The following is a 15,636-nucleotide window of genomic DNA, read 5'->3' as shown; positions in this document are numbered from 1 at the left end:
AATTCTGTCTAAAGAAACTGTTTTCGCCTATAATAAGTGCTATTCTTTTTTATTTTATCAATATTACAACTCAATGACTGAACGCAGCTCAAAGAATTCAGCTTACGGTTTACTCAAATATATTAGCCGCCAACCGCTTTCAGTTTCCCGATGGATTGCGCGTATTCTTGCTTTAATCGTTAATATTTTTAAAGTTTCTAAAACTTCTGATGTAATTCGCCTGAACCTTGAGATCAGTTTGTCTGAACTGTCGACACAGAAAAGAGAACGGATTACCCGTGCCGCGATTCGCAATGAACTGATGTCGTATTTCGAATTTTTCAGTATTTGGGGTTCGAGTAATCAGAAAAATATTGAGAGAGTGCATAAAGTTATAGGCGAAGATTTACTGCATGATGCCTTGGCACAAAATAAAGGTCTGGTATTGATTGTGCCGCACTTTGGCACTTGGGAAATTATGAATGCCTATGTTGCACAATTCACTTCAATGACCATTATGTATAAACCTGTAAAAAATCAGGCAGCGGATCAATTTGTCCGTGCAGCTCGTAGCCGCGAACAGGCCAATCTGGTGCCGACAGATGAGTCTGGCGTAAGACAGATTTTCAAGGCCTTGAAGCAAGGTGGTACTACTGTCATTCTGCCGGATCATACACCTAACGTTGGCGGTGAATATATTCCTTACTTTGGCGTTCCTTTGGCCACCAGCAACCTGAGTGCCAAGCTGATCCAGAAAACCAAAGCCCGTGCGCTGTTTCTTTATGCCCTGCGTAATGAGGGTGCTGGCTTTGATATTCATATCGAAGCCATAGATGAAGAAATTTATCAGGGAGATGCCAATCAGGGTACAGGCATCATCATCAAAACGATTGAGAACCTGATTCAGCGTCATCCTGAACATTATCACTGGAGCTATAAACGCTTTAGAGCTCACGAAGATCTGGGAAATATTTATAAGCTTGATCATGACCAAGCTTTGTCCAAAGTGAACCAGTTAAGAACTTCTAATCCGGCTCCTATCGAACCATCTCTAGAATCAGTCATTTAGATTTTGTTTTTGTAACCATTTCCAGCGACTTCTTTCAGTTTCTAGAATGATTTGAGTTCCTTGCTGATGAAAATGCAGGCTGCCATGCTCTGCTGTAGTCAATAAAGGAATTTTCAATTCTTTGAGCCGCTGTTGAGTCAACTGACTTGGATGCCCATAACGATTAAATTTTCCCGCAGACGCAATCGCCAGTTTAGGACGATAATGCTGCAAAAATTGATAAGCTGAACTATGCTGACTGCCATGATGGCCTAATACCAAAACATCCACTTTTAAATCAGGGTAGTCTTTGAGTAACTGATATTCAGTCTGCCAACCTGCATCACCCATCAGCAGAAAATTCTGATAAGGCCAGACATCTTTGAGCTGCAAATACACCACACAAGACAGGTCATTTTTATTGAAATTAGCGGTATTTAATTGTTCTAGTTTTGGTGCAATGACCTCAATCTGCAGATCATTCTGCCATTGCCACTGCTGTCCCTGATAACATAATTGAAAGTTTGAAGAAGCTACAGTTTCGGTCACTTCATTGGCATAGATATTCTTAATCTTGAGCTGGTCTTTAATGCTGTGATAAGCACCGCTATGGTCCTGATCCAGATGCGTTAAGATCACCTGCTCTAGTTGAGACACACCTTGTACCGACAGAAATGGCAGGATCAGCTGCTTTCCAATACTAAATTTTTCCTCATCATAATAACCGCCCATATCGATCATCATGTTATGAGTTCCATAACGAAAGAATATCGCCTGCCCTTGCCCGACGTCCAGCACCGAAAGCTGAAATGGCGGATGATAGAATTGAGGAATACAAATTGGTACCGCCGCGACAGCTATCCAGGATTTTGGTAATACGCCTCGTGGTAAGAATAAAATCAGCAAAGATAGGATAGATAGCTCAATCATCCAGAGATTCATTGCAACTGGGATTAACTGTGGTTTAAACCAGTGATCTAGCAAATTTAAGAATCCTAACAGGATATTCAGCAACAGATCATTAAGCTGAAATAACATGCTTGAGACCGGTTCAGCGATAAAAAATAGAATTGCTGCCAAAATATCGATCGGTACAATCAGCAAACCAATCCAAGGAATTGCAACCAGATTACTGAACGGCGTGATCCAGGCAATCTGTTTAAAAAACAGCATCATTAAAGGAAATAAAGCGAGAAAGATTTTCCACTGTGATTCCACCAGCACTTTAGCCGCAAAATACAGTTTTTGTATTGCTGTCTGATTTTGATCGGATGGTCGCTGTTGAATGGTCTGATAAATTCTGAGCAATACAAAACAGGCCCCATAGGACAGCCAGAAAGCCGCGGACAAGATACTAAAAGGATCAATGAATAACAGTAAGGCGGCGCTCAGAATCAGAAGTTTTAAAGCCTGTAGATTTTGTCGAAGCAGCATGAGGATGACACCAATCATACAGATCAGCAGAGTGCGGATTGCCGGGATTTCAAAACCCACAAAGGCACAGTACAGCACCACACAAAACAGAAAAGGCAAGGCCAGAAAATACTGGCGTGGCCATCTTAGATAAAGCTGAGACATACTTCGTGCGACGAGTAGCCGAAGCATGGCACAGACCATCAGGGCAAAGATCAGCACATGTGGGCCAGAAATCGCCAATAAGTGACTCATGCCCATACGTCGAAATTGCTGCTCAGTTGCGGGATTTAAAAAGCTTTCATCTCCAGTGAGCAAAGCCAGAAGCAAACCTTTATTTTGTACAGGTTGCCTTGCTATGAACTCTCTTAATTCCAGCCGTTTCTGTTCTACCCAAAGTAAAAATTGCTGAGTTAAAGCTCTTTGCTCTCGAATATACTGACTATGCCCCAGTGTAGAAACATTAGCTGAATCAAGTTGCTCTATCTGTTTGATCCGGAAACCTGCCATCACATTCTGTTGCAGTGCCCACTTTTCCGCATCAAAAGCACCGGGCGTTGCATAACTGTGATTAGGACGTACCTGCCCTTGCAGCCGGTAATAATGCCCCAGTTTAAGCGTATTTAAATTTTCATGATTCACTGATAGTTGTGAAGTTTTGGGAGGATTTACAGATAGAAAACCCATCCAGGTCATGGTGCGTCCATCGAAATTTAATACTTCCAGAGGCTGCTGGATAGATTGATCACCGAGTTTATTCAAGCGTTTAATATAAACAATAATGTCTTTTTGCTGTACTTCATGCTCGACATTAAATAGCCGTTGGCTGAGCTGTTGATTGGCATAACCATGTCCCAGAAATATCCCGATTAAAATGCAAGTGCCTACCAGCAATCCTTTATATAAGGAATTTTTTAGAATCGCATTGAGCTTAGAACAACAGAAATAACAGAGCACAGCAAGAAATATCACTATGATTGAATTCAACTCAATATTCAGAAAAGATTTTCCCATACAGGCAAGGCCTAAAATCCAGCCCAAACACAGCCATTGCAACATGAAGATTTTCTTTTTTATTATTATGTGCAGGCAATAATAAAGCCCACCGAGGTGAGCTTCAATTAAAGAGGATTATTCCTACAATTAGTCATTCATCCATAGACCATCACGCATATGTAGAATCCGATCTGCCGAATGTGCCAATTGCTCATCATGGGTCACAATTAACATGGCCATATTGAACTCACTACGTAATTCAGTCAGCAACTCAAAGATTTTATCGGCTGTTTTACGGTCCAAGTTACCTGTTGGCTCATCTGCCATCATTAACTTCGGCTTGGTCACCACGGCACGAGCCAGTGCTACACGCTGACGCTCACCACCAGAGAGTTCGCCCGGTTGATGGGTTAAACGATGGGTTAATCCAACACGCTCCAGCAAGTATTCTGCCTGCTGTTTAGCCTCTTTAAACTTGACGTTTTTACGAAGCATTAAGGGCATCGCGACATTTTCTAGTGCAGTAAACTCTGGTAATAAATGGTGGAATTGATATACAAAGCCCAAATTTTCATTACGGACATAGCCACGTTCTGCTTCAGACAAATTGTCAAAACGGCGGCCATTGACCATCACTTGTCCGGCAGAAGGACGGTCAAGTCCTCCCAGAATATGTAATAAGGTACTTTTACCGGAACCACTTGAACCGACAATAGAAACAAATTCCCCGGCGTTTACCTGCAATGAAATCCCTTTGATCACATCAACCGTAGATTTTCCATCTGTAAAAGATTTCTCGATATTTTGGGCATCTAGAACCAAACTACTCATAACGCAATGCCTCCGCCGGTTGAATTTTAGCAGCACGGAATGCTGGATAAATAGTGGCCAGGAAACTTAAGGCAAGTGACAGACCTACAATCACGACCACATCCTGCCAGCGTAGATAAGAAGGTAGGTAGTTGATGAAGTAAGCATCAAACATATTTAAGCCAAGTGAATTGTTTAACCAGCCAATAAAACTACTAATACTAGTGGCGGCAATAATCCCGAGAATGGCACCCGCACAAGTTCCAATTACGCCAATCACAGTACCTTGAACCATAAAGATACGGGTAATCGTGGCAGGTGAAGCACCCAAAGTACGTAAAATTGCGATGTCGGATTTTTTATCTGTGACCACCATCACCAATGAAGACACGATATTAAATGCTGCGACCAAGACAATCAGGAATAGCAATAAGCTCACCATCGCTTTTTCCATCTGAATTGCGCTGAACAGATTACCGTGGGTATAAGTCCAGTCAGAGGCATAGAAGTTGCCCGGTAAATCACGCACAATTTCCTGAGAAACCTGAGGTGCTGCGAAAATGTCATCCAGCTTCATACGTACGCCTTGTGCACCATCTGGCAGACGTAATAAGGTTGAAGCGTCATTCAGAGCAATATAACCCATCATCGAATCAACTTCTGCACCAATACTGAAGATCCCGACCACTTTAAAGCGTTTAAAACGAGGTACGACACCTGCTGGTGAAGGCGTCGCTTCGGGCAGAACCAAGGTAATATTGTCGTTCAAGCCTACGCCCATGGCATCTGCCATCTGTTTGCCTAAAACAATCCCAAATTCACCTTTTTTCAGGTTATCAATACTACCCTCGACCATATGGTTCTGAATGATCGAAACTTTCTTCTCATACTTTGGTTCAATCCCGCTGACCATAATTCCGGCAACTTGCCCTTGAGCCGTCAGCATCCCCTGTAACTGGGTAAACGGAGCCACACCTTGAACGTGTTCATGCCGTTCAATCTGCTTTGCAAGTTCAGGCCAATTTGTTAGAATTTGCGTCGAAGAAACAGTGGCTTGAGGAACCATCCCCAAGACACGATTTTTCAACTCTCGGTCAAAACCATTCATCACAGACAAAACTGTAATGAGGACTGCTACACCGAGCGTGAGACCGATCATTGAGACCAATGCGATAAAAGAAATGAAGTGGTTACTACGCCGTGCGCGAGTATATTTCAACCCTATATACAGCGAGATTGGTTTGAACATAACCATCTAGTCCGAGGTAATAAATTATGGAAAATGTACAGCATCCAAACGGATTCACTGAAAGACGAGTCATGTCTCGAATCGATGCTGCTTTACGAATCAATTATCAGATTATTTCCGATGATGTTGCCTTGAATGATCCTTACGATGCTAATTTCGTATTGCCCCGCTATTTTCTACTACTTGCAGAGCTAGATCAATTTGATCATGCCGTTAACTACGAATTAGAACAATTATCTGAAAAAGATCAACAAATTGCTCGAATCTTATCCTTATTCAACCAAAAATTAAACCTTATTACCGGTTCTTTGTATGACGCAATTGTACAAAGCATGTTACCTGTACCGGAACATGTGAACTTTTCAGAGACCGGTTTTAGCTTCTTTAGTGATCAGCCGATTAGCGAAGGAACCTATCTGCATGTGACTTTAAGTCACCCGGAAAACTTCTTTCACATCGCTGCAACCGCTCAGGTGGCCTACAGTCGTGCAGAAGAAAACGGGAAATATCGTACGGGTGCTTATTTCATTACCCTGCATCCTCAGGATCGCGTCAAATTGGGTGAATGTGTGAAAGCCAGCTTTGCTTAAGACTGGCATCTATCTTTTTATTAAAGGCGGGCTTTATAGCTCGCCTTAATTTCTTTAGCGAAGTAAATCACTAAGCCGAACAATAAAATTACTACACCAACCAAAGCAATTAGCGGCAATTTTTCATTATTCAATAATACGCCTACCAGCAAGGCCAGCATCGGTGTCAAGACTGTGGTTAAAGATAAGGTGGTCGGTTTAATTTTCTGTACCAGTTTGAAATAACAGAACATTGCAATCAGTGATGCCATAATCACCGCATACACCAGACCAAATAAGGACTTGGCATGTGGTATAGCAGTGGGTGCGTATTGCCAGATAAATGGCAACATACCGATAGAGAAAACGACTGATAAACCAATCGAACCAGCCGCCTGTGCCATAGGATCAATTGGCGCATTGATTTTCTTCACCCAGAACATGGATACGCAATAAACTAATACCCCAACCAGAGCGATCACAATTCCAATTGGCTGTATATGCTGATCTGCATCGCCTAGACAGACCACCGAAAGTCCGGTTAAAGCAATTCCCATCCCCAGCCATTGATTCAGGGAAAGCTGCATCTGAAAAACAAAACGCCCAATCAGGCCTGAAATTAAGGGTGCCAAGCCGAACATTAAGGCAATAATGCCAGAGCTTAAATAATCCGTAGACCAGTAAGTAAAAATTTGCGAGCCGATAAAACTGCAAGCACCCGCCAAGTAACTATGCAGAGAAACACGATCAAGCGGTAATCTGGTTTTAAATAACCACAACATTCCTAAGGCCAGAGGCAAGGCCAAAAAGAAGCGTATCGCCAATGCCCACATCGGATGCAAATCTTCCACACTCCACACAATCGCCAGTGGTGTGGTGGACCAGATGAAAACCAGCAAGGCATAGGTCAACATCAGGTTACTTTTTGGGGGCATACTTGATCTCGTTTTTATTTAATCGCAGTTTTGCGTTTCTGTTTTTGAATGGTTTGATCTAGAGAGCTGGAAAACTCACGTTTATCGCGTTCAGAAATCGGCGGTGGGCCACCAGTTTGTACACCAGCACCACGCAAGGTATCCATAAAATCACGTAAATGCAGACGTGCTTTGACGTTCGCCACTGTATAGATTTCACCACGCGGGTGAATCGCGATACCGCCCTTCTCGATGACTTGAGCAGCCAAAGGAATATCCTGCGTCACCACAATGTCATGCTCTTTCATACGGTCGACAATTTCCTGATCCGCCGCATCTGCTCCGCTCATGACCTGAATAGAATTGATGCGAATCGACGGTGTAATTCCTACCGGCTGATTGGCCACAAAAGTGACTTCAAGCTGGTAACGATCGGAGGCACGAATAATCACATCTTTCAGAATACGAGGTAATGCATCTGCATCGACCCAAAGTTTGAATGGCAACACACAGCTTTCCATAAGGGAGAAATTTGGACTAGTGTAGCAAATCAGAGGATACAGGTTGATGCCTAAAACTGCTCTTTCTCTGAATATCCTGATATTTAAATACTCAGCTCAGCCGTATTAAATGAGTCAGCTATCCACAATCTAAAAAAATTTGACTTCACATGATTTGCATTTTAATTTTTAAATTCATTCGAGTGACTTGAAAAATCGCAATGACCCTCGATTAACTATACATAAGTCATCCAAGATCAATTGTGCATATGAAAAAACAGAATAGCCCAGAGATCATCACTATTGATGATCAGAATTTCGGTAGTCATGTCGAACATTGGACCTTGCTTACTGAAAACCCAGGCACAGATGTTCCCCAATGGTTAGGCAAAGCCCTTGATGCACCTGTAATGCCGATGGGCTTGTGTACACAAGAATGCGATATGGATGAAACCATCTGGCTGATTCAGGGACCGAGCAAAGCTGCGGTACAATTAAGCCAAGTGATTGCCGTAGAAAATAACAAGCCGCAGGCTGTGAAAACCGCATTTCCAGGCTTTGACAGTCCCTACCAGGTAAAAGCCACGATTGACCGGATTATTTCCTGTAAATCTGATACTCAAGCTGTGTTGCGTCTCAATCTGGGTGCCAACAATATCATCTATGCCTTTGATACGCTGTACAGCGTCAACCGGTCGCATTATGAAAAAGATCAGTCTTATATCGTCAACTTAAATGCCTGGGCTTATGAACTGGAAGTGGTGACTGACCATGAACATTTAGTGGTGGATGATCCTGCCTCTATCAAACATCACCGTGCCCTGAATGCAATTCTTGCGGAAAATAATGGTGTTGCACCGGATAACTTACAGGAACAGATCGATGCCTGGGAGCCGAAATATGAAGAAGACAAAGAACCGGTAACGGTCGATTTCTCCAAAATGGTCGCTTATCTCTATGGTGAGACCATGGGTCAGGAAGATGAAGCCTGGTTCCAGGGCAATATTGTCGGTAAAACTTCAATGCAATTCATGGATCAGGACTACATGCTCTATGATGTCACCCTGATTCATGATGAAGGCCAGCCGGCTACCTTGATCCGTGTAGCCACCCGCAATGACAAGCATAAAGATTTCCAGATTGGTCAATATATTCGGGGCAATCTGTGGATTCAGGCCAATATCTATCGAAAAGCAGCTTAAGCTGAATATCCAGATCGGAGGCTCATATTTTTATATGAGTCTCCTGTTTTTTATTTATTTTACTGCGATATTCTCTCAATTCTGATTATTTTTTATCCACAATTAAAATCAGAATTAATGGATTTTGAATTTATTAAAAATAGATTTATCCACAGATTTAAATTCAAATAAATTCATTTTCAATGTTATCTTAAACTGAATAATCATATTAAAAACATCATAAAAATAATGACTTAATATAATAGTCTGTTATTTCTCAATATATTGAAGCCAGTTATTTAAATAAAATTAAGACTTTATGAAGTTTAGTTAAGAATGTACTTTATTTAATCAATTTTTTATGGTAAAAATACGATCAACAAATAATCATTTACGATAAATAGATCGGATAATAAATATCTATGAAAATCGTTCAAGAAGAAAATTTACAGCAGGTTGAGCATCATCTTGGCTCGCGTTATCAGCTTGATATGATGTCATGCCTATTTTTCGTGTTGGGTATGCTCATTTGCGGCTATATCTTACATAACTTTGTTTTTTAACCCGAATTAAATGATAAAAAAACCCGGCCAATTGCCGGGTTTTTTATTCTCAGGAATTAAGCATTGCGTTTAGCAAAGTCATCCATGAAGTTCACCAATGCCTGTACACCTTCTAATGGTACGGCATTGTAAATACTGGCACGCATACCGCCTACTGAACGGTGGCCGGCAAGGTTAAGCAAATGGTTTTCTTTTGCTTCTTGCAGGAACTGTTTTTCAAGTTCAGGATTTGCCAGAGTAAATGGAACATTCATGATTGAACGGTTTTCTTTGGCAATCGGATTTGCATAGAAGTCGCTAGAATCGATATAGCCATAAAGCAATTCAGCTTTTTGCAGGTTCACTTTGTGAATCGCTTCTACACCGCCCTGTTCCAGTAACCATTCGAATACCAAACCAGATAAATACCACGCATAAGTTGATGGCGTGTTGACCATCGAACCGTTTTTCGCTTGATCTGCATATTTTAGGATGCTTGGAATTTCAGGTTTTGCCTGATCAAGCAAATCTTCACGAATAATGACCAGTGTCAAACCTGCAGGGCCAATATTCTTTTGTGCACCGGCATAGATCAGACCGAATTTAGAAACATCAATCGGTGCAGACAAAATGCTTGAAGAGAAATCACATACGAGAGGCTTATCAGTTTCTGGCACATGGGCAAATTGCAGGCCGCCAATAGTTTCGTTATCTGCATAATGCACATAAGCGGCATCATCAGAAAGATTCCAGGTGCTTTGATCAGCAATCGCTAATTTACCCTCTTCAGTTTTAATGCCTGCTTCAACCACATTGATGTCGCCATAGCGTTTAGCTTCTTTCAATGCTTTTTCAGACCAGATACCGGTACGGATATAGTCAGCTTTGTTGTTTTTACCCAGCAAGTTCAATGGAATTGCCGAGAATTGCAAAGATGCGCCACCCTGCAAGAACAGTACTTTATAGTTCTCAGGAATATTCATGAGTTTGCGAAGGTCGGCTTCAGCCTTTTCCGCAACTGCAACATAGTCTGCACTACGGTGGCTCATTTCCATGATCGAAAGACCTTTGCCCTGCCAGTCAAGCATTTCAGCTTGAGCCTTTTCAAGTACGGCAGTAGGTAATGCAGCAGGACCAGCACAGAAGTTGTACGCGCGCATGATTTTTCCTTTCAGAGTGAAACACAATAAAATGATGGCATTTAACCATATCTGGACGTCGCTTGCACAAAATTATTTCTATCCAAGAATGAAGATAGAGTCAAAAAACCAATCTAGATTCGAGGGATAATTTGAATATCTTTGATTTTTTTGTTCTAACTCGGTGATTTCATTTATGAGAAATTGTACAGCTAAAAATATTCAATCTCATCCAATGCTTAGAAGATGTTGAATCGGCCGCTAATATAAAATAATTGAAAATTGAATTTAAACTCGGCTCAAGTTTTAGAGAGACATAGAACTATCAGCTTGAAACTTGAGAAGTGAATCGCTTCGAATTACAACAATACTACAACTTAACCCACCCCTGCACTGCAAGCAATTGATTTATAATGCAGCTTAGACTGAATTAATGTGACTTTTACATTACCACTTTATGAATATGAAGAAAAATAAACAATGTGTCTGCTGGGGTCTGACTGTGCTTGCATCCATGATGTATGGCAGTTTTGCTTATGCACAAAGCATCAGCTTTCAGGATGCAGAACAACAATTGTTGCAACGTTCCTATAGTAGCCAGGCTTTTCAAAGTCTGGAGCAAGCTTCTAAACTTGAGGCCGAAGCTGTGAAAGGCATTGGTCTGCCTCGTGTTGACCTGAATGTTCGTGCCTATGCCTTTCACAGTGAAGTCGATATTCCATTAAAGCAGTTTAAAAATAATCTGGAAAATTCACTCTCCCAAGGCGTGAATGGCCGGCTTAATGAGTGGGAGGCCAGTAATGGTGTGGATTTACCCGCAGGTATTACCGATCCACTGCGTGAAGGACTTAATAATACTATTCATAGCGGAGTTGGCCTGATTCCGGATACGTCTAATGTCGTCCTTGAAGATCAGGTGATTCGTCCCACTGTTTCCGTGATGATGCCACTATATACCGGAGGCCTCACCCGTAGCGCCAAAGAAATTGCCAATATTCAGTCAGGACGTAGCGAACTTAGTAATCAGCAGCAACAGGACACGCAGCGTTTTGAGCTGATTCAGTCTTACTTCAATGTTCAACTACAAAAACAGCTACTGGATGCGGCTCTTTTTAATTCAAATGCCATGCAACAACATTATCATAATGCCCTGAAGCTGGAACAGCAGGGTTTTATTAGTAAAGGTCAACGCATGCAGTTCGAAGTAGCACGCAATAATGCTGAACGCGCACAACAAAATGCCCAAGCCAATCTGAATGCTGCCCTATTTCAGCTAAATAACCTGTTGCTGGATAGCAATATCACCGAGCTAAGCACACCTTTGTTTGTGAATCGTGCTGAACCACAAAATGTGAATATTCTGCTCAGCAGTTTTAGCCAGAACTCTCCTCTGATCAAAAAAATGCAGATGGATACCGAGCTGGCCAAAGCCAATGTCAAAGCCCAGCAGGCCGCTAAAAAGCCAAATGTTTTTGCGTTTGGTGAATATAGTCTGGATCAACATCAAAACTGGATTGTAGGGGTTGCAGCACGTTATAACCTGTTCTCAGGCATTGATAAAAACAAAAATATTCAGGCTGCTGAGCTGAAACGCTATGCCGCTGAACTGATGACGGCGCGTACCCAGCAGGAGATTGAAAACCTGATTTATAAATCATTTAGTGAAGCGGTCAGCGCCCAGCAAAGTGATGCTCTACTTCAGCAGAATCTGAAAGCAGCTCAGGAAAATCTGCGTATTCAGGAGTTATCCTTTAAGGAAGATGTCGGGACAGCCACTCAGGTCATCGATGCCCAAAATATGCTCAGCAGTTTAAAGGCAGAAATGGCATTAAACGCTTATAAATATGTAATATCTCTCGCGACCTTATTACAGAGCCATGGCTCAATTGTTGAATTTCCAAACTATATGCAACATGCCAACACCCACTATATTCGTTAATGGAGCCAGACATGACAGATGAGCAAAAGCCAGAACATCCTGTTGATGAACCGGCTTCAGAAATCAATTACAGTGAATCAGAGCCTGAAAAAGTTCCTGCAAGCACAGAAAAAAAATCGCGCAAAAAATATCTGCTTTTAGCTTTAATTCCAGTGATTCTTGCTTTGATTGGGTTTGGCCTATGGAAAACTTATCAACCCAAAGAAATCGAGCTACAAGGCCGGGTTGAGGCAGAGACCGTTCAAGTGGCCACTAAAGTTCCAAGCCGGATTGAAAAGATTTATGTACAGGAAGGCGATAACGTCAAGAAAGGCCAGGCGCTGGTAAAATTGCATAGTCCTGAAATTGAGGCGAAAAAGCAGCAGGCTTTAGCCACTTTACAGTCTGCATTAGCACTTCAGTCCACCGCAGAACGTGGTTCTCAGGAAGAAAATATCGCTTCTCTGTATGCCAACTGGCAGTCACTAAAAGCACAGGAGCAACTCGCTAAAACTTCCTATCAACGTGGAGCTAACCTGTTTATGGAGGGTGTCATTTCCCGCCAGCGCCGAGATGAACTGTTTGCAGCTTCACAATCTGCATCCCAAATGACCGAAGCTGCTTATCAGCAATATGCCCGGGCTAAACGTGGCAGTACACCAGAACAGAAAAGTTCTGCAGATGCTCAGGTCGATATAGCCCGTGCAGCAGTCGCTGAAGCCAATGCACTAGAAGCAGAAACTGAATTATTGGCACCGATTGATGGTACCGTCTCCAAAACCTATGGCAATGCCACTGAGCTGGTGGCAATCGCAGTGCCAGTGGTCAGCCTGATCTCGGCAGAACGCTGGATTAGCCTGAATATTCGTGAAGACCAATATGCCGCTTTAGGTAAACAGCAACAGCTTGAAGGTTTTATTCCGGCACTGAATCAATCAGCCACTTTTAAAGTAAAAAATATTAGTGCTGAAGGTGAATTTGCCACCATTAAAACTACGCGCCAAACCGGTGGTTATGATGTCCGCAGTTTTAAAGTTCATCTTGTGCCAGTCACTGAAATGCCTGAGTTAAAAGTCGGCATGAGCGTGCTGTTTAAATTGAAAGAGCCGAAATAAATGGCTTCTGGCTTCTGGGCGGGTATTCAGCGTGAAATACGCTATTTATGTAGAGAGAAATGGGATCTGGCTCTGGTCCTACTCGCCCCTGCCTGTATTCTGATTTTACTTGGCAGCATGTTTGCCAAAGGCAAACCGGATCATCTACCAGTCGCCATTATTGATCAGGATCAAAGTAGCCTGAGCAGCAAGATTTATGATCATTTATCTTTGAATCATACCCTACAAGTGCATACCATTTCTGATCAAACGGTCGAAATCGAAAAGCTATTAAACGAAAATAAAATCTGGGGCTATATTCATATTCCTGCCGGAGCCGAGCAACGACTGGTCAAAGCTCAGGATGCTGAAATTAGTATTGCTTTTAATCAGAGTTATTTTAGTATCGGTAATACCATTTCTTCAGCCATGCTACTCAGTACCTTACAGGCTCTGGCTGAATTTACTGGTAAGCAGTATCTAGGTAACACGCTCCCCTATCTGGAAGCACCTACACCGAATATTAAAATTTCCCCACTGTATAATCCGCAGCTGAATTATGAATTTTATCTGGAACCTTACATGGTGCCGGCAATTTTGCACTTGCTGTTATGTTGCTGTGTAGCTTTTGCTGTGGGTCAGGAAATTAAACGACATACTGTTAGTCATTGGATTGCCCAAAAAAACTTGTGGTCGGCACTGCTGTCTAAAAATCTGGTTTATGTAGCAATCTTTTGTTGCTGGACCTGGGCTTGGATGTTTTGGCTGGTCGAAATTCGTGGCTGGTTTATTGCCGGGTCATTATGGCTAATTCTTCTGGCTCAAATACTGTTCTATAGTGCTTATGCCTTTATTAGCAGTGCGGTGGTTCTGGCCACTCAGGACCTGACTAAATCTTTTGGTCTACTTGCAGTCTATGGTGGTTCATCACTCAGTTTTGCTGGGGTGACTTTACCCCTTAATAATGCTCCACTATTTACCCAGTTCTGGGCCAATATTATTCCCTATACACCCTATGCCAAGTTACAGACTGAGCAATGGGTGATTGGCAGTCCGCTCTATCTTTCACTGCAACCGATGTTCATACTCATCATTTATGTCGTGCTTTATGCTGTACTGGCCTATGTCTTTCTCAAAAAAACAGCCAAAGGAGTGTCAGCATGAAATCACTCTGGAATGCTTATTGCCAAACTTTTAAAGACATTATTAGCAATACCAGTATTTTTACCACGCTGATTTTATCGGTTCTGTTTTACAGCTTTTTCTATCCGACCGCATATAAGGCAGAACAGGCAGAAGCCTTGCCGATTATTATTGTCGACGAAGAGCAAAGTGCTTTAACCAATACCATTATCAGTCATGTCAGCCAAAGCCCGAATGTCCAGATTAAGGCGGTAACTGGAAATTTTGCTGAAGCCAAATATTGGGTGGAAATTCAAAAAGCCGACGGAATTTTATTATTACCAGATAATCTTTCTCAATCTATCCGGCATGGTGAAAATGGCGGGATTGGGCTGTACTTAAGTGCTGCCAACTTTTTAATTACCAAACAGATCGGCTTGGGCTTGGTCTCTTCAGTGGAAAATACCTTAAGTGAATATGCTGAACGTTTTAGCGAGATTTCACACTTCTCTCCTGCACTATCCATTCACCAGATTCCATTATTTAATACACTCTCTGGCTATGGCAGCTATGTGTTTCCGGCTGTTGCGCCATTGATTATTCATCAGACTATTTTTCTAGGCCTGAGTATGTTGATTGCGTTGTATCGGGAAAGTAGACAGGTGATTAATCTGACCACCTTAAGTGGCATCAGTTTGGCGATTCTGACCATTGGCTGTCTGGGCTGTTACTATCTGTTTGGTTTTACTTTCTGGTATTTTGATTATCCCCGTGGTGGAAATTTTTGGGGCATGCTGCTTGCTGTACCCATCTTTGTATTCTGCATGATCGGTATCACAGTGCTGTTCGCCAGTTTTCTGGACATGCCAGAACGAGCCGGTCATATCATTGTTTTTACTTCGATTCCGCTTTTTATGCTTTCAGGAGTCGCTTGGCCGCATGCTGCCATGCCAGTCTGGATCCAACTCATTGGGCAAGCCTTACCTTCGACCCAAATCGTGCAGATGTTTATTCAACTCAATCAGATGGGCGTGCCCACTTATATGATTTTAGGAAAGCTTACTTATCTATTGGTGATCGGTACCATTTGTATAAGCTTAGGCTATTATCGGCTACGCCCACGTTCTTAACTCTGGATTTACTCAGTCTATTCACATCGAAA

General features: G+C 42.2%; 13 protein-coding genes. 7 read left to right on the top strand and 6 right to left on the bottom strand.

Features of this window, described 5'->3' with window-relative positions; genetic code table 11:
• Window positions 1-73 precede the first annotated feature (73 nt).
• Window positions 74-1,048, top strand: a complete 975-nt coding sequence (locus AC4MCD_RS04465; RefSeq protein ID WP_491876641.1) for a lysophospholipid acyltransferase family protein — start codon at window positions 74-76, stop codon at window positions 1,046-1,048.
• Here AC4MCD_RS04465 and AC4MCD_RS04460 read toward each other — a convergent pair.
• The 3 genes from AC4MCD_RS04460 to AC4MCD_RS04450 all read right to left on the bottom strand — a co-directional run bounded on the left by AC4MCD_RS04460 (window position 1,037) and on the right by AC4MCD_RS04450 (window position 5,495).
• Window positions 1,037-3,499 (bottom strand): DNA internalization-related competence protein ComEC/Rec2, encoded by a 2,463-nt coding sequence (locus tag AC4MCD_RS04460; protein WP_491876640.1) that lies wholly within the window; start codon window positions 3,497-3,499, stop codon window positions 1,037-1,039. The two genes, AC4MCD_RS04465 and AC4MCD_RS04460, sit on opposite strands and share 12 nt — an antisense overlap.
• Window positions 3,500-3,583: 84 nt before the next feature.
• Entirely contained in the window at window positions 3,584-4,267 is a 684-nt protein-coding gene (gene lolD, locus AC4MCD_RS04455; RefSeq protein ID WP_180179068.1) for a lipoprotein-releasing ABC transporter ATP-binding protein LolD, read from the bottom strand.
• Window positions 4,260-5,495: a lipoprotein-releasing ABC transporter permease subunit gene (locus tag AC4MCD_RS04450; RefSeq protein WP_034170943.1), complete on the bottom strand. Its 1,236-nt coding sequence runs from the start codon at window positions 5,493-5,495 to the stop codon at window positions 4,260-4,262. The genes lolD and AC4MCD_RS04450 overlap by 8 nt, the downstream gene beginning before the upstream one ends.
• 26 nt (window positions 5,496-5,521) lie before the next feature.
• Here AC4MCD_RS04450 and AC4MCD_RS04445 point away from each other — a divergent pair, with 26 nt between their 5' ends.
• On the top strand, window positions 5,522-6,085 hold the full coding sequence (locus tag AC4MCD_RS04445; RefSeq protein WP_180004111.1) for a PilZ domain-containing protein: 564 nt from the start codon (window positions 5,522-5,524) through the stop codon (window positions 6,083-6,085).
• 20 nt (window positions 6,086-6,105) lie between these two features.
• Here AC4MCD_RS04445 and AC4MCD_RS04440 read toward each other — a convergent pair whose 3' ends face one another.
• Window positions 6,106-6,999: a DMT family transporter gene (locus AC4MCD_RS04440; RefSeq protein WP_491876639.1), complete on the bottom strand. Its 894-nt coding sequence runs from the start codon at window positions 6,997-6,999 to the stop codon at window positions 6,106-6,108.
• A 14-nt stretch (window positions 7,000-7,013) separates the two neighbouring features.
• Window positions 7,014-7,499 (bottom strand): YaiI/YqxD family protein, encoded by a 486-nt coding sequence (locus tag AC4MCD_RS04435; protein ID WP_159124052.1) that lies wholly within the window; start codon window positions 7,497-7,499, stop codon window positions 7,014-7,016.
• Between the two features lie 248 nt (window positions 7,500-7,747).
• Between AC4MCD_RS04435 and AC4MCD_RS04430 the strand changes: the two genes are divergently transcribed.
• Window positions 7,748-8,680, top strand: a complete 933-nt coding sequence (locus tag AC4MCD_RS04430) for a hypothetical protein (RefSeq protein ID WP_491876638.1) — start codon at window positions 7,748-7,750, stop codon at window positions 8,678-8,680.
• A gap of 598 nt (window positions 8,681-9,278) precedes the next feature.
• On the opposite strand, the gene serC is transcribed toward AC4MCD_RS04430, so the two are convergent.
• On the bottom strand, window positions 9,279-10,361 hold the full coding sequence (serC, locus tag AC4MCD_RS04425) for a 3-phosphoserine/phosphohydroxythreonine transaminase (RefSeq protein ID WP_419365403.1): 1,083 nt from the start codon (window positions 10,359-10,361) through the stop codon (window positions 9,279-9,281).
• Window positions 10,362-10,797: 436 nt separating this feature from the next.
• Here serC and AC4MCD_RS04420 point away from each other — a divergent pair, with 436 nt between their 5' ends.
• Genes AC4MCD_RS04420 through AC4MCD_RS04405 form a run of 4 tightly spaced genes read left to right on the top strand, consistent with a single transcriptional unit; the run spans window position 10,798 to window position 15,604 of the window.
• Window positions 10,798-12,279 carry a TolC family protein gene (locus AC4MCD_RS04420; protein WP_491876637.1) on the top strand — a complete coding sequence of 494 codons (1,482 nt, stop codon included), beginning with the start codon at window positions 10,798-10,800 and terminating at the stop codon, window positions 12,277-12,279.
• Between the two features lie 11 nt (window positions 12,280-12,290).
• Entirely contained in the window at window positions 12,291-13,373 is a 1,083-nt protein-coding gene (locus tag AC4MCD_RS04415; protein ID WP_491876636.1) for an HlyD family secretion protein, read from the top strand.
• The gene (locus AC4MCD_RS04410) at window positions 13,374-14,516 is read left to right on the top strand and encodes an ABC transporter permease (protein WP_491876635.1); all 1,143 of its coding nucleotides are present in this window, start codon (window positions 13,374-13,376) and stop codon (window positions 14,514-14,516) included. It abuts the gene before it with no gap.
• Window positions 14,513-15,604: an ABC transporter permease gene (locus tag AC4MCD_RS04405; RefSeq protein WP_491876634.1), complete on the top strand. Its 1,092-nt coding sequence runs from the start codon at window positions 14,513-14,515 to the stop codon at window positions 15,602-15,604. Before AC4MCD_RS04410 ends, AC4MCD_RS04405 begins: the two co-directional genes overlap by 4 nt.
• Window positions 15,605-15,636: the final 32 nt, after the last annotated feature.

The sequence above is a fragment of the Acinetobacter sp. CAU_H_78 genome, assembly GCF_058599365.1.
This window is presented reverse-complemented; position numbering and strand designations above follow the sequence as displayed.